At 39.8% G+C, this 25,480-nt stretch carries 21 protein-coding genes, 1 tRNA gene and 1 pseudogene; 10 read left to right on the forward strand and 13 right to left on the reverse strand.

Annotation, left to right across the window (positions count from 1 at the left end):
* Position 1 precedes the first annotated feature (1 nt).
* Positions 2-1,213, reverse strand: coding sequence for an SfnB family sulfur acquisition oxidoreductase (locus PJ15_RS16745; protein WP_047432734.1), 1,212 nt, complete (start codon positions 1,211-1,213; stop codon positions 2-4).
* Between the two features lie 359 nt (positions 1,214-1,572).
* Here PJ15_RS16745 and PJ15_RS16755 point away from each other — a divergent pair, with 359 nt between their 5' ends.
* Positions 1,573-2,343, forward strand: coding sequence for a glutathione S-transferase family protein (locus tag PJ15_RS16755; RefSeq protein ID WP_005257103.1), 771 nt, complete (start codon positions 1,573-1,575; stop codon positions 2,341-2,343).
* 459 nt (positions 2,344-2,802) lie between these two features.
* Positions 2,803-3,273 carry an Lrp/AsnC family transcriptional regulator gene (locus PJ15_RS16760; RefSeq protein WP_004771770.1) on the forward strand — a complete coding sequence of 157 codons (471 nt, stop codon included), beginning with the start codon at positions 2,803-2,805 and terminating at the stop codon, positions 3,271-3,273.
* A 44-nt stretch (positions 3,274-3,317) separates the two neighbouring features.
* On the opposite strand, the gene PJ15_RS16765 is transcribed toward PJ15_RS16760, so the two are convergent.
* Together PJ15_RS16765 and PJ15_RS16770 are read right to left on the reverse strand one after the other, a co-directional pair.
* Entirely contained in the window at positions 3,318-4,067 is a 750-nt protein-coding gene (locus tag PJ15_RS16765; protein WP_004653079.1) for a YebC/PmpR family DNA-binding transcriptional regulator, read from the reverse strand.
* Positions 4,068-4,209: 142 nt separating this feature from the next.
* Positions 4,210-4,755 carry a 1-acyl-sn-glycerol-3-phosphate acyltransferase gene (locus PJ15_RS16770; RefSeq protein ID WP_032863876.1) on the reverse strand — a complete coding sequence of 182 codons (546 nt, stop codon included), beginning with the start codon at positions 4,753-4,755 and terminating at the stop codon, positions 4,210-4,212.
* 277 nt (positions 4,756-5,032) lie between these two features.
* Between PJ15_RS16770 and PJ15_RS16775 the strand changes: the two genes are divergently transcribed.
* The 5 genes from PJ15_RS16775 (at position 5,033) to PJ15_RS16795 (ending at position 10,843) form a co-directional block, all read left to right on the forward strand.
* Positions 5,033-5,109: transfer RNA gene (locus PJ15_RS16775), tRNA-Ile, on the forward strand.
* 192 nt (positions 5,110-5,301) lie between these two features.
* The gene (locus PJ15_RS16780) at positions 5,302-6,192 is read left to right on the forward strand and encodes a LysR family transcriptional regulator (protein ID WP_050560179.1); all 891 of its coding nucleotides are present in this window, start codon (positions 5,302-5,304) and stop codon (positions 6,190-6,192) included.
* A gap of 159 nt (positions 6,193-6,351) precedes the next feature.
* On the forward strand, positions 6,352-7,932 hold the full coding sequence (gene mdlC / locus PJ15_RS16785; protein ID WP_047432742.1) for a benzoylformate decarboxylase: 1,581 nt from the start codon (positions 6,352-6,354) through the stop codon (positions 7,930-7,932).
* Between the two features lie 43 nt (positions 7,933-7,975).
* Entirely contained in the window at positions 7,976-9,667 is a 1,692-nt protein-coding gene (gene dld / locus PJ15_RS16790; RefSeq protein WP_047432745.1) for a D-lactate dehydrogenase, read from the forward strand.
* A gap of 45 nt (positions 9,668-9,712) precedes the next feature.
* Positions 9,713-10,843 (forward strand): alpha-hydroxy-acid oxidizing protein, encoded by a 1,131-nt coding sequence (locus PJ15_RS16795; protein ID WP_047432746.1) that lies wholly within the window; start codon positions 9,713-9,715, stop codon positions 10,841-10,843.
* Between the two features lie 92 nt (positions 10,844-10,935).
* Here the strand turns inward: PJ15_RS16795 and PJ15_RS16800 are convergent, their stop codons facing one another.
* The 7 genes from PJ15_RS16800 to PJ15_RS16830 all read right to left on the reverse strand — a co-directional run bounded on the left by PJ15_RS16800 (position 10,936) and on the right by PJ15_RS16830 (position 19,911).
* Complete coding sequence (locus tag PJ15_RS16800) at positions 10,936-12,405, reverse strand: aldehyde dehydrogenase family protein (RefSeq protein ID WP_047432749.1); 1,470 nt, start codon at positions 12,403-12,405, stop codon at positions 10,936-10,938.
* Between the two features lie 4 nt (positions 12,406-12,409).
* Positions 12,410-13,738, reverse strand: coding sequence for an MFS transporter (locus tag PJ15_RS16805; RefSeq protein ID WP_047432751.1), 1,329 nt, complete (start codon positions 13,736-13,738; stop codon positions 12,410-12,412).
* Between the two features lie 588 nt (positions 13,739-14,326).
* A complete protein-coding gene (locus tag PJ15_RS16810; protein ID WP_047432754.1) occupies positions 14,327-14,620 on the reverse strand; it encodes a hypothetical protein in 294 nt (97 codons plus the stop codon).
* Positions 14,621-14,889: 269 nt separating this feature from the next.
* Positions 14,890-15,939, reverse strand: coding sequence for a fimbrial protein (locus PJ15_RS16815; RefSeq protein ID WP_047432757.1), 1,050 nt, complete (start codon positions 15,937-15,939; stop codon positions 14,890-14,892).
* A complete protein-coding gene (locus PJ15_RS16820; RefSeq protein ID WP_047432760.1) occupies positions 15,936-18,506 on the reverse strand; it encodes a fimbria/pilus outer membrane usher protein in 2,571 nt (856 codons plus the stop codon). Before PJ15_RS16820 ends, PJ15_RS16815 begins: the two co-directional genes overlap by 4 nt.
* A 55-nt stretch (positions 18,507-18,561) precedes the next feature.
* Positions 18,562-19,296, reverse strand: coding sequence for a molecular chaperone (locus tag PJ15_RS16825; protein WP_047432763.1), 735 nt, complete (start codon positions 19,294-19,296; stop codon positions 18,562-18,564).
* Positions 19,297-19,377: 81 nt separating this feature from the next.
* Positions 19,378-19,911, reverse strand: coding sequence for a fimbrial protein (locus PJ15_RS16830; RefSeq protein ID WP_047432766.1), 534 nt, complete (start codon positions 19,909-19,911; stop codon positions 19,378-19,380).
* 485 nt (positions 19,912-20,396) lie between these two features.
* Here PJ15_RS16830 and PJ15_RS16835 point away from each other — a divergent pair, with 485 nt between their 5' ends.
* Both PJ15_RS16835 and PJ15_RS16840 read left to right on the forward strand, forming a co-directional pair.
* The gene (locus PJ15_RS16835) at positions 20,397-20,744 is read left to right on the forward strand and encodes a hypothetical protein (protein WP_047432768.1); all 348 of its coding nucleotides are present in this window, start codon (positions 20,397-20,399) and stop codon (positions 20,742-20,744) included.
* A gap of 135 nt (positions 20,745-20,879) precedes the next feature.
* The gene (locus PJ15_RS16840; protein WP_047432771.1) at positions 20,880-21,092 is read left to right on the forward strand and encodes a hypothetical protein; all 213 of its coding nucleotides are present in this window, start codon (positions 20,880-20,882) and stop codon (positions 21,090-21,092) included.
* A gap of 44 nt (positions 21,093-21,136) precedes the next feature.
* On the opposite strand, the gene bioB is transcribed toward PJ15_RS16840, so the two are convergent.
* Both bioB and queG read right to left on the reverse strand, forming a co-directional pair.
* Positions 21,137-22,126: a biotin synthase BioB gene (bioB, locus tag PJ15_RS16845; protein WP_004771790.1), complete on the reverse strand. Its 990-nt coding sequence runs from the start codon at positions 22,124-22,126 to the stop codon at positions 21,137-21,139.
* A gap of 79 nt (positions 22,127-22,205) precedes the next feature.
* Positions 22,206-23,330, reverse strand: a complete 1,125-nt coding sequence (gene queG / locus PJ15_RS16850) for a tRNA epoxyqueuosine(34) reductase QueG (RefSeq protein ID WP_047432773.1) — start codon at positions 23,328-23,330, stop codon at positions 22,206-22,208.
* A gap of 23 nt (positions 23,331-23,353) precedes the next feature.
* On the opposite strand from queG, the pseudogene PJ15_RS16855 reads away from it, so the two are divergent.
* Positions 23,354-24,837, forward strand: a pseudogene (locus tag PJ15_RS16855) (NAD(P)H-hydrate dehydratase).
* Here the strand turns inward: PJ15_RS16855 and ruvC are convergent.
* A complete protein-coding gene (gene ruvC / locus PJ15_RS16860; RefSeq protein ID WP_004771796.1) occupies positions 24,834-25,379 on the reverse strand; it encodes a crossover junction endodeoxyribonuclease RuvC in 546 nt (181 codons plus the stop codon). The pseudogene PJ15_RS16855 and the gene ruvC overlap by 4 nt on opposite strands.
* Positions 25,380-25,480 lie beyond the last annotated feature (101 nt).

Raw genomic sequence — 25,480 nt, forward strand, 5'->3', positions numbered from 1 at the left:
CTTAAATCCAGGCATGGCGGGCAGGGTGCGTACCATTGAGGTAATAGTCACCAATGGCATGGAATTTCCAACGCACAGGATCGTGTAAGGTATGCACACGGGCATTGCGCCAGTGTTGATCAAGATTATGCTGGCTCAGGCTGGCGCGGCTGCCACCAAGTTCCAGTAGTTTCTCGGAGATATGCAGGGCAGCATCATTGGCATAGATTTTTGCTTCAGCCACTAAAATTGAGGCACGAGCAGCTTGCTCAGCAGAGATTTCCGTGAGTTGATCCAGTTCATCCAGATATTCGGCAGCATCATCGAGTAATAAAATGGCTGCATCAAGCAGGATATTGAGTTTGCCAACTTCTTGCAGGGTGTAATGCTCTTCACTGGCTTTTTCTACCCCTGAATCGATGATCGGTCTTGCCTTACGAATACTGGACAACGTGTCATCAAAGGCTGCTTCTGCAATGCCTACATCAATCGCGACTTGTAACAATTGTGAGTAAGCACCACGCACATTCGGCGTATCAGCAATAATGCGTTCATCAAAAAATAATGAAGGATCAACCTCAACATTGTTTAATTTAACTGTGCCGCTGGCAGTGGTTCGTTGCCCAAAGCCATTCCAGTCATTAATCACTTCCACGCCTTCGGCATGACGATCAACAATTACCAATACGGTATAACCTTCAGGATGGAGTGCGCGGATGGCTAACCAGTCTGCAAAGCTGGTGCCAGTCGAGTAAAATTTTTCCCCATTTAAAACATATTTATTATGTTCAAAACTTAAGCTGGTTTGAATGGCTTTGGTATCTCTCGAATTTTTCTCAGGGCCACCATTGGCAATGCGTTTTCCGGCAAGAATTTCAGAATAGATAAATTGCTTTTGTGAATCTGAACCTGTGATATTGATAAAATTTAAAAGACCAAACTGGTTTTGTGGAATTTGTCCGACATTGGCATCGGCCTTAGTTAAAATACGAAATACATGTGCCAAAGTTTTGTTGGAGACAAATGCACCGCCATATTGTTGTGGCACACGGATTCCACCGAGACCTTTTTGGCTAAATTGAGCGATTTGTTCTGTGGGTAAGACACGATTTTGATCTCGATGATTCCGATCTTCTAATGCAAAGTCAGCAACTTGATAGGCAGCATTAATGGCCTGCTGATCATTTGAAATCAGTTGTACTTGCGCTTGGATCACTGATTGATTACTGGACATGTGAGCACCTCTAATAGATAAGAGGAACTTTACAAAAGTTTTACTTTTCCACTAAACCATCAGTTATTGCTTAGTTATCACAATAATTCTTAAGCATTTTTTATGGTAAAAATAACAAAAAAATGAATATTAAATTTCCATTTAAAATAATGGGTTATGAAAATTATGACTTGAATGAACGGTACAAAAAATCTTTTGCTATGAAAGAAATGAATAATCTCACCAAGAATATTGATAAAGAAAACTTCGCCAAAATTAAAAAAGATAGGCAGAAAAGGACATTGTATTCATTAGCTTTTACTTCTAAAGTATGAAAAACCTTATGTTTGATCGAGTAGAAAAATAAATCTGGAGAGTCTATGCGGGTTTTATACCAATTTCCTTTATCTCACTATTGTGAAAAAGCTCGCTGGTTGTTAGATCATAAGGAGTTGGACTATGTTGCACATAATTTGATTCCTGGCTTCCATCGTGCATTTACCTTCCTAAAATCAGGGCAATATTTATTGCCAATGTTGAAGGATGATAAACACTGGATTGCTGATTCCACCCAAATCGCTTTATATCTTGATACGACATATCCTGAGCATGCGTTATTAAGACGTGATGAACAGTTACGTGAGCAAGCCTTAGAGATTGATAAGCTGGCTGATGAGTTAGGTGTGCATGTTCGTCGCTGGTCTTTGGCCCATGCATTATCAGTCGGTGATCATCCACTTGAAATCATGATGGGTGAGCAGGGCTATTTACGTCAGTTTGAAAAAATTTCTAAGCCGATCTTAAAAAGTCTGGTTTCAACCAATTATAAGTTGAGCCCTGAAAAAGTCGCGCAATCCAAGTTGCGGATGACGGAACTGATTACAGATCTCAACCAACGCCTGATCGATAATCAAGGACGTTATTTGGTCGGTGACCGTTTAGGTCTGGCTGATATTGCAGTCTGTTCAATTCTCGCGCCTCTATTGGTGATTAAGGGAACGCCGTGGGAATTGGAAAATGATGATATTGAACAGTTTAACGGTGAATTGAAACAGTATTATGACTATTTATCGGACTTGCCACTTGGACAATATGTGCAGCGTATTTATGCAACTGAGCGTAATGCACGTGTCGACTGGCGTGGTTTATAAATAATTTTTTCTGTAAAAAGCCCTGATTGAAACAATCGGGGCTTTTTTATGAGAAAGAAAATAGAAAAATTGCTAAAAAAGTAAAAAATTATTGGTGAATAAAATTAATTTTTAAAAGAAAATTCGTTTTAAGCAGAAAATAGTAGAAATAATTACCAAATTTACTTTAAAAAAACTGAAAAGAGGGAAATAATTGTAAAAAGGCTTTGTTATCTTATGTTTCAGGGTGTGATGGGGATCGAAACGAGTTGTTCAACTATTGGGAGATCAGTTGAACAGTTGCTCAAAAGGTCTTGTTTCGGCTTTGAGACAAAGATGAACCAAAAGTTTATCGGAATCATGTTTGCGTTATCCATGCAGCATCGTCAAAAGTTAAACGAATGTTTTCCCTTGACCCTTAAAAATTACTGAGTGTAGACAGTTCCGAAAAAACTTCGATAAATTATGAGGACTGTAAAAATGGAATTGGACCGTTTTGATAAACAAATTCTAGAAATTTTAACCCATGAAGATGTCAATCTGAATGAACTATCAGAACGTATTAATCTTTCGGTCAGTTCAGTGCATCGCCGCATTAAAAATCTGATTGAATCCCAAGTGATGGGACAGCTCAAACGAGAAATTAATTTTAATAAGCTGGGGTTTAGCCTACATATTCTGTTGCAGGTTTCATTAAGTAAACACGACAGCGAAACTTTTGATAAGTTCTTACAAGAACTAGAAGATATTCCAGAAGTCACCAATGCATTTCTAGTAACAGGGCAGAGTGCTGATTTTATTCTGGAACTGGTGGCCCGTAATATGGATGACTATAGTGAAATCCTGTTACGCCGTATTGGTAAGATTGACAGTGTTGTGGCGCTGCATTCCAGCTTTGTCATTAAAGAATATAATGTTTTTAACTGCTATAAACTTTTAAACAAGCTATAAAAAAATGCATCTAAAAAGATGCATTTTTTACTCAGCATAAATGTTTAAGCATCAAGTTGCGTTAAAACATCTTCAGAGAATTCAACGTTGGTATAAACGTTTTGAACATCATCAAGATCTTCAAGCATATCGATCATTTTCATGATTTGTTTCGCTTGATCAATATCGTTGATTTCAGCTTTCGTCGATGGGCTCATTACAACTTCAGCATTATCAGATTTTAGACCTGCTGCTGTAAGTGCATCCTGAACATCACCAAAACTCTCTGGGCTAGTGATTACCAAGATACTATCTTCATCGATCTCGATATCATCAGCACCCGCTTCTAAAGCGACTTCCATAACTTTATCTTCTAAAGACACATCTTCAAAAGAAATTTCGCCACGTTTAGTGAACAGGTAGGCAACCGAACCATTGGTACCCAAGTTACCATTGGTTTTAGAGAAACAATGGCGAACGTCTGGAACGGTACGGTTCAGGTTATCTGTCATTGTTTCAACAATAACGGCAACACCACCAACACCATAACCTTCATAGGTTACTTCTTTTAAATCATCATTATCTTCGCCGCCAGCACCACGCTGGATCGCACGGTTAATGGTGTCACGTGTCATATTCACAGAAAGTGCTTTTTCGACAACAGCACGTAAACGTGGGTTGCTTGCAGCATCTGGTCCGCCTAAACGTGCAGCGGTTACGATTTCACGGATGTATTTAGTAAAAACTTTACCGCGACTTGCATCTTGTTTAGCTTTACGATGCTTAATATTGGCCCATTTAGAATGACCCGCCATGGAAGTAACTCCAAAAAATTAAAACTCAAAAAAGTGCAGGAATATTAGCATAGCGAAGGTTTTGTTGAAAACTGCCCTAACTCATATTCAAAATTTAAAATCTTGATCAAGCGTCAAAGATTGATCAAATAGATTGAATCAATTAATTAATTTTTACATCAATATCGTATTCCGCATACAGCGCTTTGATTTTTTCCAGATCTTGCTGTAGATCGGTTGGGTAGATTTTACCCAAGATGCCGCCTTGTTTGGTGCGTGCATTGGCATACATCAGAATGATGGGCACATTGGCAGCTTTTGCGATATGCCAGAAACCAGTACGGATCGGTTTACGCGCCTCACCATCTTTAGCGCGGGTTGCTTCCGGTGCAATGACCAGATTAAAACGTTCATTCTGGTTAAAAAGCTCAACCATTTGCGTGACAATATCTTTACTGGCTTTGCGGTCAACAGGGATACCGCCTAAATGCTCTAAAATAGGCTTTAAAGGGCCTTTGAATAATTCTTTTTTAATTAGTGTATGAATTTTAATCTCTAAAATTTCAAATAAAGCCAGAGAGAGGATGGTATCGAGATTGGATGTATGTTCAAAACCGATAATGACTTGTTTCTTTTCTAAGATTGCTGGATCAACGTTATATTTCCAACCTGTTGCTTTAAAAATAGATTTTCCTAAAAACTTTTTCATATCCGTGATCATTCGCAATGTGTGGTCGCAGTGTAATACGAGTTTTGAGGAAAATACATATCCGAAAAGCCCAGATAATAGAAATCTGGGTGGCTTTTAAATGATCAAAACCGTGCAATATTTGCTTTACTCGTTATATAGAGATCAGATAGAATCAGCGCAGTTTATGATTTTTAACACTATTTTGGTGGTTTGATAAAATCATCTGCTTGTAATTTAAGTTAAATTTAACTAAGATCAGGCAGCATTGATCATATCGATATGATTGAAATTTATAGGGCCTATAGCTCAGTTGGTTAGAGCAGCGGACTCATAATCCGTTGGTCCCGTGTTCAAGTCACGGTGGGCCCACCATATATATCAAGCACTTACATGCATTAATTGTAAGTGCTTTTTTAATGCTTAAATTTATGTAATCACCATGTAAGCAAATTCACTTTATTAGTATCCTCAAACAACAGATCGATTAAAAATATCTCCGCAAGGGTTGACTCTACTATTGCTAAAAGCTTAGTTTTCTTGAGACTACTATTAGCAGTATCTATGATGATTGATCTCAATTTAGTAAAAGTATTTATAACAATTTACGATACACAAAGCGTCAGTATTGCGGCAGAGCGCTTGAATATTACACAGCCGTCTGTGAGCCATAATTTGTCGAGATTGAGATATATATTTAAGGATCAGCTGTTTACAAGAACAAAAGATGGCATGATTCCTACAGCATATTCAACTCAGCTCTATGAGTCTTTAAATCAGCCATTCATTGATATTGAAAATACGATTAGTAAAGTCACCAATTTTGATATCGCCAATAGCGAGCGCTGTTTCAAAATTGCGTTAACCGATATTGGGGCAATGTACTTTTTGCCAAAAATCTATGAAAGTCTGGAAAAAATAGCACCCAATATTTCTCTGGAAGTCGTTACTGTGGATATGAATAAGCTCACGGATTGGCTGATTACAGGAAAAGTTGATGCTGCGATCTGTAATAGAAATTTAGAAGATAGAAATTTAAATACCCTGAGATTATTTCAAGAAAAATATGTCTGTTTGCTCAGTAAAGATATCCAGCTAGTCAATCATCAGTTAACACTGGAAACCTTTTTAAAAGAAAATCATGCAGTTGTTTTGGCATCTACAGGACATAACCTGATTGAAAACTATTTAAACCAAAAAGGTTTGCGACGTAAAATTAAATTAAGGGTTCCTCAATTCAGTATTTTGAATGAATTGATTGAAAAGCATAATCTCATTGTGACTGTACCCATGAGAATTGGTGCTTTTTTTAAGTCAAATACCAATATTAAAATTTATGACCTGCCATTTGAGTTACCTGAGATTGATGTCACCTTACATTGGTATAAAAAAGCTGGAGATATAACGGCTCAGAAATGGTTTATCGATTTCTTACAGGATACGCTTTCGCAGAGCTGACTGAATGATAGAGACTTTTTGTTTTCGCTTAAAAGTTATGTTGAATAAAAAGCTACTCTACATAGATGAGGGCTATAAGAGATAATATTTATTATTAATTTGATCTATATTTTGGCTGATTCTAAGATTTGTAGTGAATCACACAATCAAGGAAATATTGTGAAAACAGTTCAGCAGTATACTTATGATATTTTAAGAAAAAATAAAATTAACAAGGTGTTTGGAAACCCTGGTTCGAATGAGCTTCCTTTCTTAAAAAATTTTCCAGCTGATTTCCAATATATCTTAGGTTTACATGAAGGTACGGTGGTCGGTATTGCCGATGGTTATGCTCAGGCAACAGGGCAGCCTGCATTTGTAAATTTACATTCAGCGGCAGGAACAGGCAATGCAATGGGGGCCTTAAGTAATGCATGGAACTCACATACGCCTCTAGTGATTACATCGGGGCAGCAAACCCGTGCCATGATGGGTGTGGAAGCCTTATTAACCAATTTAGAAGCAACCCAATTACCCAAACCTTTAGTGAAATGGAGCCATGAGCCAGCAAGTGCCAATGAAGTTCCGCATGCGATCAGTCGTGCTATTGATCTTGCAAAAGCCGAAGCTGCTGGCCCTGTGTATGTATCCATACCTTATAGTGATTGGGATATCGAGGTTGATGAACAAAGTGAGCATTTATTAAGGAAGCATGTCGTATCTTCACAATGTTTATCCGATCATGATTTGCAAGCGATTGCTCAAAAAATTAATTCTGCTAAAAAAGTTGCTGTGGTTCTTGGAACAGATATTGACCGTCAATATGCAAATGAAAATGCACTTCAATTTGTAGAATCCTTAAATGTTCCCGTATGGATTGCACCGTCTTCACCACGCTGTCCTTTTCCAACCATGCATCCTTATTTTCAGGGAATCCTGCCAGCAAGTATTGCGGGGATTTCAGCAATTTTTAAAGATTATGATTTGGTACTGGTTTTCGGTGCACCTGTATTTCGCTATCACCAATATGAACCCGGGCAATATCTCGGAGAAAATACCGAATTAATTGCCTTTAGCTGTGATATTCATGAAGCTGCCAGAGCAGCAATGGGAATAAGCTATATCTGTGATTTAAAGGATAGTTTGGCACGTTTAAGTCAGGTGGTAGAGAAAAAACAAGGTGAGGTTAAGCCTCGACCACGGGCTAAATTGGCAGAACCTAGCCAAGGAAATTATATTAAACCAGAACGATTATTTGATTTGCTCAATGATCTGGTGCCTGAGGATACGATTTTTACCAATGAATCTACCTCAACCATGAGCATTCTCTGGGAGCGCTTGAATATTAAAGGACAGGGTAGCTATTTCTTTGCTGCTGCAGGTGGACTCGGATTTGGTATGCCTGCTGCCGTGGGGATTCAGTTGGCACACACACAACGTAGAGTTGTAGCGATCATTGGCGATGGTTCAGCCAATTACAGTATTACGGCATTATGGACTGCCGCTCAATATAAAATTCCTGTTATTTTTATTGTTCTGAAAAATGGAACCTATGGCGCATTACGTTGGTTCGCTGATGTTTTAAAAGCAGAGAATGTCCCGGGAATGGATGTGCCTGATATCGATTTTACTCAGATTGCACAAGGTTATGGTGTTGAGGCGCATCGCATCAGCAATGATGAGAAATTTATTAACCGATTTAAACAGGCGCTTGCCTCTGATCAACCGACTTTACTAGAGATTGTTACAGTAGAAAATTAACGGGGCGAGGCAGATTTAAAATTACAAGAGAGGATGCTGTTACATGCAAGAAAACCCAGTTATTGATGCATTTCGAAATTTGCTTAAATCCCGTCAGATTTTGCTGAAAGAATCTACCAAAGCCCCTTATTTAAAAGGATTTCGGATTGGAAAAGGTGATGCAATTGCTGTGGTCATTCCTGAAACCTTATTGGAACTATGGAAGGTATTAGAGATTTGCGTGCAGCATGATGTCATCATGATCTTGCAGGCATCGAATACCAGTGTAACTGGCGGGGCTACGCCTGATTCAAATAATTATGACCGTGATGTGGTAGTTATAAGTACGAGCAAATTGAAGGGTTTGCAATTGTTGGAGCAGGCAACACAGTTAATTGCCTTTCCCGGTACCACGTTAACAGAGCTGGAAAATGCGTTAAAACCTTATGGTCGTGAACCTCATTCCGTCATCGGTTCTTCTTGTATTGGTGCCTCAGTCATTGGCGGTGTTTGCAATAACTCGGGAGGTTCTCTGATTCAAAGAGGGCCTGCATATACCGAAAAATCTCTATTTGCCCGAATTGATGAGAATGGAAGCTTAATTCTCGTCAATCATTTAGGCATTGATTTAGGTGCTACACCCGAAGAAATTTTCCAAAATTTAGAACAGAAAAACTATTTAACCGCGCACTCACAACATTGGGAAGGACGTATCTGGGCAGATGATTATGCCGCAACCTTAAGAGATACGACCTCTGCAATGCCAACAAGATACAATGGCAATCCTGAATATCTACATGACAGTGCTGGATGTTCGGGTAAATTAGCTGTTTTTGCTGTGCGTTTACCGACTTTTGCCGCAGCTGCTGAGGCAAGTACCTATCTGATAGGGAGTAATGATGAAGTGCAGTTCATTCAATTACGTAAATATTTATTAGAACATTTATCGGAACTGCCTATTCAAGCTGAATATATTCATAAAAATGCATTTGAGATGACTCAACGCTATGCAAAACATATGTATAAGGCGATTGATATCTGGGGTGCTGAGAAAATCCCGAATTTATTTGCATTTAAATCAAAGATTGATCAATTTTTCAAACAAGTTCCTTTCTTGCCTAACAATACAGCTGATCGTTGTATTCAGTTGTTTAATCGTCTTTCGCCGTCATGGATTGAGCCGCGTATACAAGAATTTCACCAAAAGTATCAGCATCTATTGATGATTAAGATTGATGCACAACAGAATGATGAATTGCAAAAATTATTAAATGATTTCTTTTCTGGAAAGAAAGCGCAATTTTTTCTATGCAATAAAAAAGAAGAAAAGAATGTATTTCTGATCCGTTTTGCTGTCGGTGGTTGTGTTGTTTACTACTGCGAAAGTCGATCAATTGATCCGAATCAGCGTTTGGTGTCGTTTGATGTCGCATTTAGACGAAATGATCAACAGTGGTTAATTCGTTTACCAGAGCATCTGCAAAAACAGGTGATGATGGAAAGCTGCTGTGGGCATTTCTTTTGTCTGGTATCACATCAAGACTATCTGCTTAAAGATGGTGTGGATGCCAAACAATTTAAAAATGAGGTTCTCTCTTATCTCGAGGCACGCGGTGCAAAATATCCAGCAGAACATAATGTTGGTCATCTCTATCAGGCTTCGCCAACGTATCAGGCGCATTTAAGGCAGCTGGATCCGACCAATAGTTTCAATCCTGGTATTGGTAAAACCAGTAAAGCGAAACATTGGCATTAGAAAACCACAAGGATTTGTCTGAAAACCAATAGAAGGGAAACTGTTGTGTCGCGTCAATTCATCAATGTTGAAGACTATCGACGTCAAGCGAAAGCTCAACTACCACGGATTATTTTCGATTATTTAGAGGGTGGTGCTGAGGATGAAAAAGGTCTACAGCATAATCGATCTGTTTTTGATCAATGGCGATTTAAGCCACAGCGATTCGTTGATATCAGTCATCGTGACATTTCTTGTGAACTCTTTAATAAGAAATGGGATGCACCTTTTGCAATTGCGCCTACAGGTTTAAATAGCTCCTTTTGGCCTAAAGCAGATGCTTTACTGGCAAAAAGTGCAGCCCGCGCGAATATTCCCTTCATGCTTTCGACAGCTTCAAATATGTCGATTGAAGATGTTGCTCAAACATGTGATGGTGAAAAGTGGTTTCAGCTCTATGTTGTACACGAAGAATTAGCGGTTCAAATGGTTCATCGAGCACTAAAAGCGGGATATACCACTTTGGTCATTACTCTGGATGTTGGAGTAAATGGCTATCGAGAACGAGATATTCGCAATGAGTTTGCGCTTCCGCTACGATTTTCACCAAGTTTGGTGCTGGATGGTATGTTGCATCCAGCTTGGTCATTGCGGTTTCTTCAACAGGGAATGCCACAATTGGCTAATTTTGTAACTTCGGAGGCGCAGAGTCTGGAAATACAAGCTGCGTTGATGAGCCGTCAGATGGATACCCGTTTTAATCTGGAAAGTTTAAAAAAGCTTCGTGATATCTGGCCACATACTTTACTGGTCAAAGGTATTGTTCGTCTGGAAGATGCTCAAAGCGCCATTCAATGTGGTGCAGACGGGGTCATTCTTTCCAATCATGGCGGACGCCAACTCGATTGTAGTATTTCTCCGATGGAAGCCTTATACGATATTTCCAGTTCTATTCATCAACCCATCTTTATCGATAGTGGCTTTAGACGTGGTTCCGATATTGTCAAAGCTTTATGTCTGGGAGCGAATATGGTGTGTTTGGGCCGTGCGACTTTATATGGGCTGGCTGCAAAAGGAGAGGTTGGTGTTAATGAAGTGATTACATTGTTAAAACAGGATGTCGATCGTACTTTGGCACAAATCGGATGCCCATCGGTGAAACAATTAAATACACGCTATATTACCCGAAGCTCATAAATTTAGAGGTTCAAGCCTTTTAATAAAGTACTCAGCGAGCAATAAAAAACCTAACTGAAGCGTTAGGTTTTTTATTGTATTTAAAGGAATGTTTAAAGGGGATATTGAATGCCTTTATCTAAAATACTGACCCATTGGCGCTGACTGAATTCATCAAAATTTGCTGGCCCACCGAAGCGCCCACCATATCCTGATTCTCCCATTCCTCCAAACGGTACATGATATTCATTGTTGACGGTTTGATCATTGATATGAATCATGCCGCTTTTAATGTCCTTGGCTAATTCATAGGCCCAAGCAGTTCGCGCCGTATGAATGGCAACAGCTAGACCATATTTAGATGAATTTACGATTTCAATAGCTTCTGCAATATCATCAAAAATCAGGATCGGTGCGACAGGGCCAAAAATTTCATTTGTAAAAAGTGGATTGTCTTTACTGATATTGGTCACAACGGCTGGATGGAAGAATAATTGATCTCCTTGACCGCCGCATTCCAGAGTCGCGCCTTGTTCAACCGCAGTTTCTACCATACGGCAGACTTTCTGATGCTGATTGGCATTAATTAACGGGCCCAATTGAGTTTCTGGGGAAGATGGATCACCAACCTTGAGAGATGACGCCTTTTCTTTTAGTTTTTGAATATATTCATCTGCAATACTGCGGTGTACTAAATGGCGACCTGTTTGCATGCAAATTTGCCCTTGATGCAGAAAACTACCCCAAACGGCATTGTTTACAGCAGTATCAATATCTGCATCTTCACAGATAATCATGGCGTTATTACCGCCTAATTCCAGCACACATTTTTTCAATTGTTTGGCACAAGATTCAGCAATTTTTTTGCCTACAGCGGTTGAGCCAGTGAAAGAAATCAGATTAACAAGCGGATGATTGACCAATGCTTCACCGATTTCACTTTCGCCGCTGATCACCTGAAAATTACCCTCAGGTAATCCTGACATCTGGAAAAGCCACGCCAGCAATGCTCCACCAGTAACATTACTAAATTCTGAAGGCTTAAGAATCACGCTATTACCCATTGCCAAAGCAGGTGCGATTGAACGAATGGATAGCAATAAAGGGAAATTCCATGGCGAAATGACGCCTACAACACCTAAAGGAACACGCTGCCAGACGTTTGTTCTGCCTGGAATGGAGGAGGGGAAAATTTCTCCTGCTGCTGCCATCGGCATGGAGGAAGCCATATATAACTGTTCTATGCAGGCATTCGCTTCCCAGCCAGCTTTTAACAATGTTGAACCACATTCCTGAACATTCCAGTCAATGAAGGTTTGAATATTCTCCTCAAAAAATTGCGCTGCTTTTCTGAGTATCTTGGCACGGCTTTCAAAGCTGGTATTTTTCCACGATTTTTGTGCTTCTACAGCGATTTCGACGGAACTGTTCACGTTATCTAGTGAGGCAAGTTGCACAGTTGAGATCATTTCGCCTGTTGCTGGATTGATAATATCTCTCGATAAGTTATTTGTTTTAATCCAGTTTCCCTGAAAAATATGTTCTTTCCAAATCTGTTCAACAATATTGGCTTGAGTATTCATCGTATTATCCTTTAACGATTTGTTGTACTGGGTTTAATTTCTGATGTGTAAAGAGGGCGATCGTAATTGCACCGATGATGCCGGGAATCGCAAAAACCAAGAAGTTTTGCTCAAAAGGAAGATTAAGGGCGAGCAAGAAGCCACCAAATAATGGGCCAGCAATAGCGCCAAAACGGCCGATGGCAGCGGCAAAACTGACGCCTGTGGAGCGAATGTTGGCGGGATAAAAATCTGCTGCGAGTGCATGTATCACCGCCATGGAGCCCACAGTTGCACCGCCAGCGATAATCAATAACAGAGTCAGAATAAGCTTAGGTGGATGAAAGCCGAGGCAACTAATCGATAGCGCAGCCAATATGTAGCCTAAAACAAGCGTTTTCTTGGCACCAAGTTTATCTGCAATGATGCCAAATACTAATGTCCCTAAAATTGCACCGATATTGAGTGTAACCAAAAAAGTAATACTAGAACCTAAAGAATAGCCACCAACATTCATAAGTTTTGGCAACCATGTATTTAGGCCATAGACCATTAACATTACCATCGCAAAGCTAGACCAGATCAGGAACGTCCTGAATGCTTTGCCTTCGGTAAATAGGCCTAGAACAGGGTTCTTCTGGGTATTGCTTGTCATCTCAACCACATAGTGCATTTGAGGTTGATGGATATGATGAGGATTCAGCTTTTTTAATGTCTGGACGACTTCAGTCTGACGATTTTTATGAATCAGGTAGCTGATGGATTCAGGAAAGGTTTTCATCATAAAAGGGACAATGACAATACTGCTACCCGCAATCCAAAAGGCAATTTTCCATCCAAAAGTAGAGATCAAGAACAAGCCTGCCAGACCTGAAATGATTGCACCAACGCCATAAAAGGCGAGAACAAAATTGATTAAGCGGTTGCGATGAGTACTTGGCGACATTTCTTTTACGATCGTGACCAGATTCGGAACTGCACCTCCTAAACCCAAGCCCGTTAGAAATCGGCATATAAAGAAACTGACGACATCATGGGTAAAGCCATTCATGGTGACAGCAAGGCTCGACAGAATCGTACAGGCAATAATGACGTTCTTACGGCCAAATTTATCAGCTGCCATGCCGAGAGTAATCGCACCGACCATCATACCCATTAATGATGCTGCGCCCAGCAATCCTGCCGTCTGGGGGCTAAGCTGCCATTCAGTCATCAAATGAGGTAATACCGAACCGTAAATCACCAGATCATAGCCATCAAAAAGCATAATGATGGAACACCAAAAAACCAGAATTTTGTGGTGCTTATTTAATGAAGCTTGATCAATCAACCTTGCAGCATTGATATTTTGCATTGAGTCCTTCCTTTGGAATGAAAAATTTCCTTTTCAGTTATTTCACTTTAAATTTTAATAAGATATCGAACTCACCCTTGAATTCTTGTTTTATAGCGCTCAATGTTAAGCTTAGATTTATTAGTAGTATTGATCAAATTGATAAATAATATTATTCAATATATATCCTATCTATAGAACCTGATCATTTCTGATTGAAGGTGCTAGAGTTGTCCTATATTTTAGTTGATTAGTTTCAAATGGTTATTGATATTTTTGTGGGTTTTTACGAGTACTATTCGACTGTATTGCAATGAAATTTCTTCTTTTCTCGTCTCTAGATGTTTTAAGCTCATATTTACGGCATTTTTTATGCTGGGATGAGATCCTAAGCTTAATGATTGTTCTGTAAATTATATGAGTCAGTAAGATATTTTTTGAAGTAGATAGATATTTAAATACAAGGTAAATATATTGAGTTGGAATAAATTAGAATAAATACTCTTTAAAGCTAGATTTTTGATTTTGTATTTTGTGAATTTATTATGTTTAATTAAATAAAGCGTGATTGGGCTCACGCTTTATTTTTGTATTTAAATGAGTTTCTTTTTAATAGTAACTTGCAATCACAACAGCACTATTCTGCTCAGGTAACTGTTCAATACTAATGCTTGTCAGATCATTCTCTTGCATTTGATTAGTTAAATCATTCAGAGAGCTGGTTTGTACTTCAGCGTTATTACGTAAGGTATTCAATGGTTGACAGTCAATATTGTAGTGTTGCTGAAAGCAAGTATCCTCTACGATTTTACCACTAATCTGGATTGTACCTGTGGCATAACTAACCGAGGCAAATGCCATTAATGATAAAACTAGGGCAGATTTATAAATGTTTTTATACATATTTAATACCTTTTATAAATGTATTAAGTATTAATTAACATAAAAAATATTGCAGAATCAATCGTAAAAGAAAATATATATAAAATTTTTATTTAAAATGTGATCTATTTAAAGAATATTATATAAAATGATAATTAATATAAATTTCTTATTCTGTGTCATGCATCACTTATTATTTATTTAGTGTGATTTGTTTTTTTAAATGAAAAAATCCCTAAATCCTATATGAAAGATTTAGGGAGGAGGGGTGAAAGCGATTTTTTTAGAGCTTAATCGTACTGAATTGTCACTGTTGCCATCGCACGAACAGTACCAGCTGTTACTTTGGTGGCAGTTTGATAATAACGGGCGGTCAGCGGTATATTGAATTGTACGGTTTGATTGGAGCTGACAGAACCTATCGCTAATTTTTCACCTTTACTAATCACCTTATTCTGAGATAAAGGATCTACATTTTGATAAGTAGAAAGTAATTGTACGCCTACACCTTGAGCTTTAGTGGAGTTAGGCGCGATATTGGTCATTACCTGATTATTATTGCCATCTTGTTGATAGTCAAAACTTAAACTAATCAGATTCTTTTCTTCATAACCCGTTGGATTCTCTCCGCCATTACATAAAATATTCAGATCAAAAGATTGTTCACCTTGAGTAGATCCAACACCGGTAAAACTGGCTTTAGTCACGGTTGGTAGCTGAACAACCTTATTAATATCTCCTTGAAGCTCACAAGAGGAAGATGCGATGGTAATTGCATTGCCGTAAACGTGACTCGTTAAAATAGGGCGACCTGGGTGACTTGTTAAATAATAACTACTATATTGACCTGGTACTAAAGCTCCAGATCCTGTTTGTGTCGCTGTTTTAACAATTTCTACGACAAAATAACCTGTATCGAGGGAGTAATTTGTACCGTTCCAGTAGGGGCCACCCGTAATTGTTCTTGCATATGGATAATAGCCTGAGAAGTTGGCATTATTTTGTGCTTCCCGATATAAACGGATACCAATACCGGGAATATTCGTTGTATAGATATTATTACCCAAATAACTTACAGGATATTGCTGGGTTAAATCGGCTCTTACAGTACCAGATGAGTTTCTCGTACAGTTAATTGTCGAGTTATTTGGGTCGATAGTGAAGGTGGCTTTACGTAAGATTTTTCCAACATTATCAGATGGTCTAACAACAACACGACCTACAGCCATACTAATGGCTTTAGTGGTAAAACCAGCAGTTGGCGCACACGCTGCATTCGCCTCACTATACACACCAAGACCCGCTGTAAACAGAGCACTGCTTAAAAGTAATTTTTTCATTTACATACGGCCTCGGTCATGATCATGCTTTGCTGATCGTTAGAAAGTTGTGCGGTGACATCATAGTTGAAGTGGCATTGCTCATTGGCTTCATTGCCCCATTTTACATACAAATTACCTTGCGGTTCCTGAGTACGTAAATAGACCATGCTGCCTTGTGCCACGATTCCAATGGCTTCATCTTGAGCATTGAATACTTGTGCTGCAAATGGCAGGTTTTCACCCGTTTCAGTCTTGGTGTCAATATAAATGGCATAACCTTTTTTAGTAGAGAAATCTACTTTGGCAATTGCACCTGCATAAGGCGCAATACGCTGACTGGTTTCCTCAAGCTCGACATTAGTCGACATGTTTTGCGGATCTAAGGTAATGTCATTTAGACGATAAGGTGTCACATACGGAATAACTGCATAACCAGACTGATTAATACTCAGACCCGCTGTATTATTTACTTTAGCGCCTGCTGCATCTGGTGCATAAACCAATACCATAGTTTGGCCTTGTTCTGGGCCGAACAGCACACCTTGATCATGTGCCACGATATTACCGCTGACACTGAGCATCGTTTGTTGATAGGTATCCGCAATGCTATAAGAACCGCCCACAGTTGCAAAGTTGGTTCGATAGCGTGCATTTACGTTAAGGCTAGGGTTGTTTCGGTCTTCATGAGAAAACGATGAGCCATAGCTAAAACGATCGCCGACCATGCCACTCATACCAACAGTTCGGTTGGTTTGAGATTGGGTGGCATTGACGATGACAGAGTTCTTTCTAAAGTTAATCGGGAATGAAAGCGTCATCAAATATTCAGTATCACGGGTTTGATTGTTACTGCCATATTCAATTTGACGATTGGTTGCAGAAAGCCCGTAAGTTAACCCATGATAGCTATTGCTATAGCCGACCTGATATTGACGACTGGTTTCGTTACGGTTCCAGTAATCATTCCACGAACCCACTGCATAGATATTTCCCCAACCCTCAGGTAAACCTTGGTTTAAGGTAATTTGGAATTCACTACGTTGTTTGCCAACGGCATAGGTATTGATCCCTTTATCTTCCAGATCACGTACCAGTAGGGCATCACGTAATTTATAAAAGTTTTCGGTCGAGTAGCGGTAAGCGGCCAAGGTCAGGTTGGTATTGGTCGGTGAAATAAGTTTGCTATAACTTAGACGGAAACTCTGACCTGTTTGTGAACCTTGTTTCTCAAAGTCTGCTTCTGAATGAGTAACGTCAAACGATACCGCACCGATTGGAGTCGCAAAGGCTGAACCTAGTAATATAGCCGCATATTTTTCAGCTAACTGTGCACCCGCATAACCCGTAATATAGTTATTAATACCGATCTGATATTTACCTTGCGTGACCCACGGATCGAGATCAATTTCCTTGTCGCGGAACTGACCAGCAGTCAGCGAGTAACGGCTGAGCCCAGGACGTAACATTTGTACGACCGAAGCGTAGGGAACACCAAACTTCTGTACTTCACCATTTGATTCAATGACAGAGACTTCAAGCTCACCGCCAAATCCTGTTGGATAAAGATCATTAATCTCAAAATTACCTGGTGCAACCGTCGTTTGATAAATCAGTTGGCCTTGCTGACGAATTTCAACTTTGGCATTGGTTTTTGCATTACCACGGATACGGGGCGCATAACCCAGCATACTGTTTGGCAACATACGATCATCACTAGAAAAATCCAGTCCACGATAGCCAAATGAATCAAATAGTTCCCCATTGGTAAAGCTATCACCAGCCGTTAATACACCACGATATGCAGGGAAGGCTCTTTGTAAGTAAGTACTGGTTGCGTCATAAGTCGATTTTTTTTGTTTTTTTGAATCTAGCTGATTTTGTACGCCGTCTTGCCATTGCCACTGACCATTGTGACGCAATTGCCAACCCGCGATATTCATTCCCGCAGTGAGTGCCATGAAGGCATTGGTAGTTTCTTGATTATTGTCATTTAGACGGTTAAAGATTTTGTAGGCACTACCGCTATAGGATAAAAAGCCTGCATTCACACCACGATCCCAAATACTTGGATCAACGTATCCTTGTGCATTTTTCTGTAATGCAACTTGAGGAATGGAAATATCAATTCGCAAACGGGAGGTATCAAAATCGTAGTAGGCATCTTCAATCCATTCTTCGATTTTATGACAAGCATTTGGACTTGCAGCGGAAATCCGACTCGCAAGAACGTCCTGTTTTACGCCATATTCAAGTAATGAGTTTGCGGTAAAACAGGTAAATGCATTCTGATTTTGTTCTGTAGCACGAAACACAATACGGCGTTTGCCAAACCATTGACCGTTAATATAAACATCAATGTTATATTCCCCTGGTAAAACAGGATTGCCATATTTAAAGCGGGATATATCAATTTTTTGTGCATCACCAATCAGGAAGCTTGAGTCAAACTCTGCTTCCACAGCAGGCGCTTTTACTGAATCTTCCGCATGAACTAACATGGGAACCGTCATGGTCACTATCCCTGACGCAAGCGTATAGCAAATATGTCGCTTCAATAAGCGATATGATGTGTGCTTTTTTAACATAAGAGGTTCGCCTATTTCACATAGGTGCTTTAAATATTGAGCTTATATTTAAGGGTTACTGTAAGTTGATAGGCTGCTCGACGCGGCCACCATAGTCATTAACATTTACAAAGCTCATTTTTGCGGTATTTGTTGTTTTTAGTTGCACTTGATCTTCAGAGAAAGGACTGAGCATGAGGCCCTGAGGTAAAAGATCAACGCGCTTGTTGCCGTCAAATTGATAGATTGCTGTCATTGTAATGTGGAATGGCGTTGGATTTTTAATGACCAACTTTTGTCCAGATTTACGCCATTGCAGTTTTTCTGCAGCTGTATTCGCATCAGATTTAATACTGGCAGGGCGATAGAAAAATTTAATACGCGAACGAATTGCAAGCTGTAAAAAGTTATCTGGAATGGTTTCCTCACCTTTAGCAGTCGGTCTTGGTGGAATGTCCAGCACATTTAACCAGAGCACAGTTTCCTGTTTTTGATTCAGCTGCTTTGCATTCGGCAGTGCTGTAATACGCAATGACTGACTTTTGGCTGCTTCTACTCGAGAAATAGGCGGTGTAATCATAAAAGGTACTTTTGATTGATCTGGTGTACTTTTAAGATCGCCCTCGTCAATCCAGGCCTGAACGAGCGCTGGTTTGTTGCCATTGTTACTGAGCTGTAATGTTACTTCACGCGCATCTGAAGGATAGATTACACGTGTACCGTGTAGCACGATCTCTGCATGAGAAAGTGGTGTTACGATTGCAGAAGAAAGCGCTAAACCAAGCAAAAAATTACGACTGTTCAATGACATTTGAGTCTTCTCAATAAGGTTCATAGGAAAAGTGCGGTAAAAAGGTTTCTGTGCGAACACAGAAACCCAAGTATCAATAGATTATTGATAAATAATTGTATATTGAACTGAAGTTGTTACTTCACCAGCAGTAGAAGCGCCAGTTGCATAGTATTCTGCATAGTAGTTAAGGTCAGCAGCACCGCCTTCAACAACGTCAACCCATTGTGAGTTTGCTTGAGCGCCATTGCTACCAGCAGCAAGTACTGGAATTACTTGGTTGTTGCTACCTAAAAGTTGAACGTCAACATTTTTTGCGCCAGAAGCAGCTTGGTTTAATAAGCGACCTGTATTGAAGTCAACAGTTGCACCTGGTTCGAAGTAAGTTGCAACTTTACCTTCTGAACAGTTTGCCAAGTTGATTTGGAATGGTGTACGGCCAGCAACATCACCAGAGTTTGCAAGTGTTTGTTTTGAAACAGTAGGAAGAGCAACTGTAAAGTCTTTGCCAGCAGGAGTGATAATGTCACAAGTTTTATCTGTAACTAAACCATTGATTGTAATTGTACCGTCTGCAGCTTGAGCTTGAGCAATACCGACAACCGAAAGTGCAGCGATTAAAGCAAGTTTTTTCATAATAATTTCTCGAATACATCAGCTTAAAAATGGAATTACATTACTTTTCCCGATGGATTCTTCCCAGAAAAGTAATGCGACGAATATATCATTTTTATTAAAAACCGCAACTTACGTCACATTATTGATTTTATTTTAAGCGAAATTTCCGATTTAAAATAAATTGTTGATATGTATTATATTTTATTGATTTGTATAGTGTTTAAACCAACTTTTTTGGTTGGTTTATTTAATTTTGCTTATGATTTATTGTTTTTTTCATTAATAAAAATGACCAAACTGTTTAACTTTTTTGAATAATAGGTATATGAGAAAGTGCGTATTTTTTAACAAATGGTAAAAAATAAATTAAGAAGTACTTAAGTATGATAACAGACTTTCTGGTTGTTAACAAAAACATCAAACTTTTTTTAAGAATTTTTTAAGATTGAAACCTTAGTTTTTTAGTCATGATTAGATGAAAAAAACACCGAAAGGAGCTTTCAATGAACATGCTTTATACCCACAAACCTAACTACTATTTCTTTGCACATAAGTTTGTTTTATTCCTAGAAAGCCATTTGAAGAGTCACCCATTGGAAGAGCAAACCAGCTTTAATCTACAAACTATCTATGATTTGTTTAGCCATGACCGCGCTTCAAGTACGACAAATCTGGAAGGTATTTTAAATATTGCTGATGAATATGTGCTTGAAACAGATGAAGGGCAGCAGTCATTGATTCGTTCGTATCACGTCCATTTAGACAATCACGTACTTACACTGGAATTTAATCCTAAAGCAGTTGCAAGCCTGAAATCAGGTCAGACGATTGTGAATCCAAAGGCTGCTTAAACTGAATCTTAAAACGACCAAGGCTTATTGAGACATTTAGCGAGAATTCATATCGCTAAATGTCTTTGACTTAGCTGATTTAAAGCTGTCTATTCGCTATGATAGTGTCATGTATTCAATGATTAGATTGGCTTAATGGGTAAGGATTTTAAATCAGAAACGTATACTGCTGATGAAAATATGGCAGATACAATGACATGGTTAATGCATCATCAAGACGTTTTCGATTCATTGCATTTTGATGTGCATACACAGGAACTTTCAGTTTCACATGCAGCAGGCGTGGATATTATTCGAGTCGGAATGTATCTAACTGCCAAGTATGGCATTCTGGTGACATCAATCTAATTTTCATCTAAAAAAAGCCTTGTCATTTGACAAGGCTTTTTCATTTATGCACTCATGGCATCAACCGAAAGTTCTGCAACAGTCGGTTTTGGTTTTTCTGCGGTTAAACCTAATTTAGCAAATAAGATCTGATCTTTGCCTTCACCAGCATTTGGTGTGGTTAATAATTTGTCACCAGAGAATAGCGAGTTTGCACCAGCCATAAATGCAAGCGCCTGATCAGAATCACTGAGTGATTCACGACCTGCCGAAAGGCGGATATAACTATGTGGCATGATGATACGTGCAACCGCAATGGTACGGATCCATTCGGTTACATCCAGCTTTTCGACATCAGCAAGTGGTGTACCTTCAATAGGAACCAGCATGTTGATTGGCACTGATTCAGGATGTACAGGCATGGTTGCAAGTTCATGTAATAAGCCAATACGGTCATTACGACTTTCACCTAGACCGACGATACCGCCACTACATACTTTCATCCCTGCTTGACGAACGTGATCTAAAGTATCCAGACGATCATCAAAAGTACGGGTGCTAATAATATGAGAATAGTATTCGCGAGAAGTATCCAGATTGTGGTTGTAATAATCGAGGCCAGCATCTTTTAAACGCTCTGCTTGCGACTGATTCAACATACCTAAAGTCATACAGGTTTCAAGACCTAATGCTTTCACTTCACGTACCATTTCCAGCACATAAGGCATGTCACGTTCATGCGGATTACGCCAAGCAGCGCCCATGCAGAAACGAGAAGAGCCAGACTCTTTTGCAGACTGTGCTTCACGAATGACTTTATCAACAGCGATACGTTTTTCAGCTTCTAATTTTGAATCGTAATGCGCCGATTGCGAACAATATTTACAATCTTCAGGACATTTACCCGTTTTAATTGAAAGAAGGGTACTGACCTGAATCGAATTTGCTTGGAAATGTTGGCGGTGTACGCTTTGCGCTTTAAATACTAAGTCTAAAAAAGGTTGATCATATAGAGCTTGGATTTCATCACGAGTCCAGTCATTACGTAAGGTCATTGTTATATCCATGATGATTGATGACAAACATTGAGACTAATCATACAGAAATCGTGCCAAAGCCAAAGGGCAAAAAACATCATTTTTCTATTTGGAGTACATCGACCTGTTGCAATTGCTGCTGAATTGCCCAGTCAATATGTACATTGACAATCTCGTCGTGCCACATTTTTGCATCTTGCAAGTGCGTGACAATTTCAGCTGAGTATGGAGCATTTCCCAGACCGATTGCAATATTACGTTTGAAGGATTGATATCCAGTACGGCGGATCGGGCTACCCTCAGTATTGGCAAGAAAAGTAGCTTCATCCCAATGCCAGATATCAAGCAGGCTAATATTATCCAAACCATGTCTCGGATCAAAATCTGGAATAGATGCAGTTTTGGCAAAGCTATTCCACGGGCAAATCAGTTGGCAGTCATCACAACCAAAAATACGGTTACCAATTCCTGCACGTAATTCTTCCGGAATAATTCCTTTATATTCAATGGTGAGGTAAGCGATACATTTTCTGGCATCGAGCATGTAGGGTTCTACAATCGCTTGAGTCGGACAAATGTCGATACATGCAGTACATGAGCCACAATGTGCGGTCGCGGGTTCATCAAAAGGCAGTTCCAGTGAAGTAAATAGTTCACCCAAAACAAAGAAAGATCCTGACTTTTTATGAATCAATAAGGTATGTTTGCCTGTCCATCCCATTCCGGCACTTTCAGCAAGCGACTTTTCGAAAATAGGCGCAGAGTCAGCAAACGGACGTGATTCAAAATCACCGACTTTTTCCCTGATCCGCGAGGCTAAAGTTTTTAGTCGCCCACGCATGACTTTATGGTAATCACGTCCGCGAGCATAACGCGCAATAATGGCTGAATTTGGTTCAAAAGGGATATAACGGGGCTTCGGTGATGCCACAAGATAGTTCATACGCACACAAATAATGCTTTTTGTGCCTGGCACGAGCAGGGTTGGATCTGCACGCTTTTCCAGATTTTCCTCTAAATAGTGCATGTCTGCATGGTAACCACGTTCTAAATATTCTTTAAAACGAGGCATTTGATCTTGAGCATCTGGTTTGGCAATGACACAATCAGAAAAACCCAAATCCAAAGCTTGTTGTTTAATCCAAGCCTTAAGTGCTTGTGGATCGAGCTGCTGTAGTTCAATCTTTTGAGATTGTGTCTGAGATGAAGAGGTTGAAGCCATAAACCTAGAATGAGGAAGAGAACATGCAAGGTGTAGTTTACCATAGCCAGAGTATCCAAGCATGGGAACAGCGTTGGTTTGCTCAGCAAAATTCATCATTAGGGCTTATGCAGCAAGCAGCTTGGGCAATCTCTCAGCAGTTAATTGTGCAATTTAAGCCAAAGAAAATTCAAAAGATCGCAGTTTGGTGCGGACAAGGCAATAACGCTGGAGACGGTTACTATATTGCTGCCTATCTAAAGCAGCAGGGAATAAAAGTGACGATCTTTGCGGCTGAACTTGGTCAATCTGCAGATTTAAGACAAGCAGCAGCTTATGCACAAAAGCATCAAGTTGATATTCAAAGCGTAGATTATGTATTGTCTGAAAAAGCTGTCCATCAAGAAATCCCGACCTTTGACTGTCATATTGATGCCTTATTTGGAATTGGCTTGAATCGGGAGCTCGACCAACATTGGCAAAATATCATTCAGCTCGTCAATGTACAAACGGGCTTAAAAATCTCTATCGATATTCCTAGCGGTTTGCAGGCCGATACAGGACAAGCGTTACCTGTTGCTGTACAAGCGGATCAGACTTTTACAATTTTGGGTTATAAGGCTGGGCTATTCACAGGTCAAGGCAAGCAATATGTCGGAAAATTACATCTTCTTCGTCTCATTCCATCAGATATAGAATTAAAACCGCTGGCTTATTTATCTCCTGAAAAAGTCATATTGCCAAAGCGACAAGCTTTTGGACATAAAGGTAGCTATGGATATGTGCTGGTTGTTGGCGGGCATGCGGATATGGGCGGCGCCGTCATCATGTCTGCTGAGGCGGCTTTTCATGCTGGGGCGGGCAAAGTCAGCATTGTTTGTCATGCAAAACACCATCAGGCTATTTTGTCGCGTTCGCCCAATATTATGGTGCGCGACATCAATAGCTTGGATCAAGAAGAGATTGAGCAGTTACTTAAACAGGTGGATGCTGTATGTTTTGGCATGGGCTTAGGGAGGGATCAATGGGCTGAACATATTTATCGGCAATGGTTTGAACTACTGAATCAAAATTCACACTTAGAAGTAGTGCTGGATGCAGATGGACTCTGGTTTTTGGCAAAATATCCGCAACAATTAAATAATCATGTATATGCAACACCGCACTCAGGTGAGGCGGCGACCCTACTCGGTTGTAGCGTAAAGGAAATTGAACAAGACCGAATTGCAGCGATTCAGCAACTGCAACAAAAGTACGCTGGACAATGGGTGCTTAAAGGCGCGGGTAGTCTCATTTTAGAAATATCTGTACCCAAGGCAATGCTGGCATGGGCACAGGTGGAATGGGGGATGTACTGGCAGGCATGATTGCCAGTTTAAAAGCGCAGTTTCATCAGCAAATTGCTTTGCACGAGATCGTGACTTTACATGCGCAGGCTGGCGATTTGCTGGCTGAAAATGGTATGCGAGGTTTACAGGCGCATGACATGGGGAAAATGATTTATCAGGTGGTGAATCAGAACGATTAACGGCGTCTGGTGCTGGCACGGCTACGGCCTCGTGCCATGCCACCTAATGCATTGAGCACAGCCATTTTACTCATACTCCCAGAAGCATGCGCATGGCAAATGGCTGCGGCAAGAGCATCGGCTGCATCTGATTGTGGTTTGATACTCAGATTCAACAAACGCATCACCATCATTTGGACTTGTTCTTTATCTGCTGCACCGTAACCGACCACAGACTGTTTAATTTGTCGTGCGGTATATTCAGCCACTTGTAAATCTAGATTCACTAGTGCGGCAATTGCAGCACCGCGTGCCTGCCCCAGTTTCAATGCCGAATCGGGGTTTTGTGCCATAAAGACTTGTTCTACAGCCGCTTCAGTCGGACCATGAAATTTAACAATCCGTTCAACCCCTGCAAAGATACGCTTTAAACGCTCTGGCATTTCCTGAGTTTCGGTACGAATGGTTCCTGCATCGACAAAACGTAGTTTATTGCCATCTTTTTCGATAATTCCATAACCTGTTAAGCGTGAACCAGGATCAATACCAATAATTAATGACATGTCGAACTATAAAAATGAAAGATTGTTGATATTGTTACATAGCGGGCTTTTCGATGCATAATATTTTTGTAGGATTTTGAATTATAAGAAAATAGCATATT

Origin of the sequence: Acinetobacter sp. neg1 (assembly GCF_000788125.1) — a bacterium.
Taxonomy (GTDB): domain Bacteria; phylum Pseudomonadota; class Gammaproteobacteria; order Pseudomonadales; family Moraxellaceae; genus Acinetobacter; species Acinetobacter vivianii.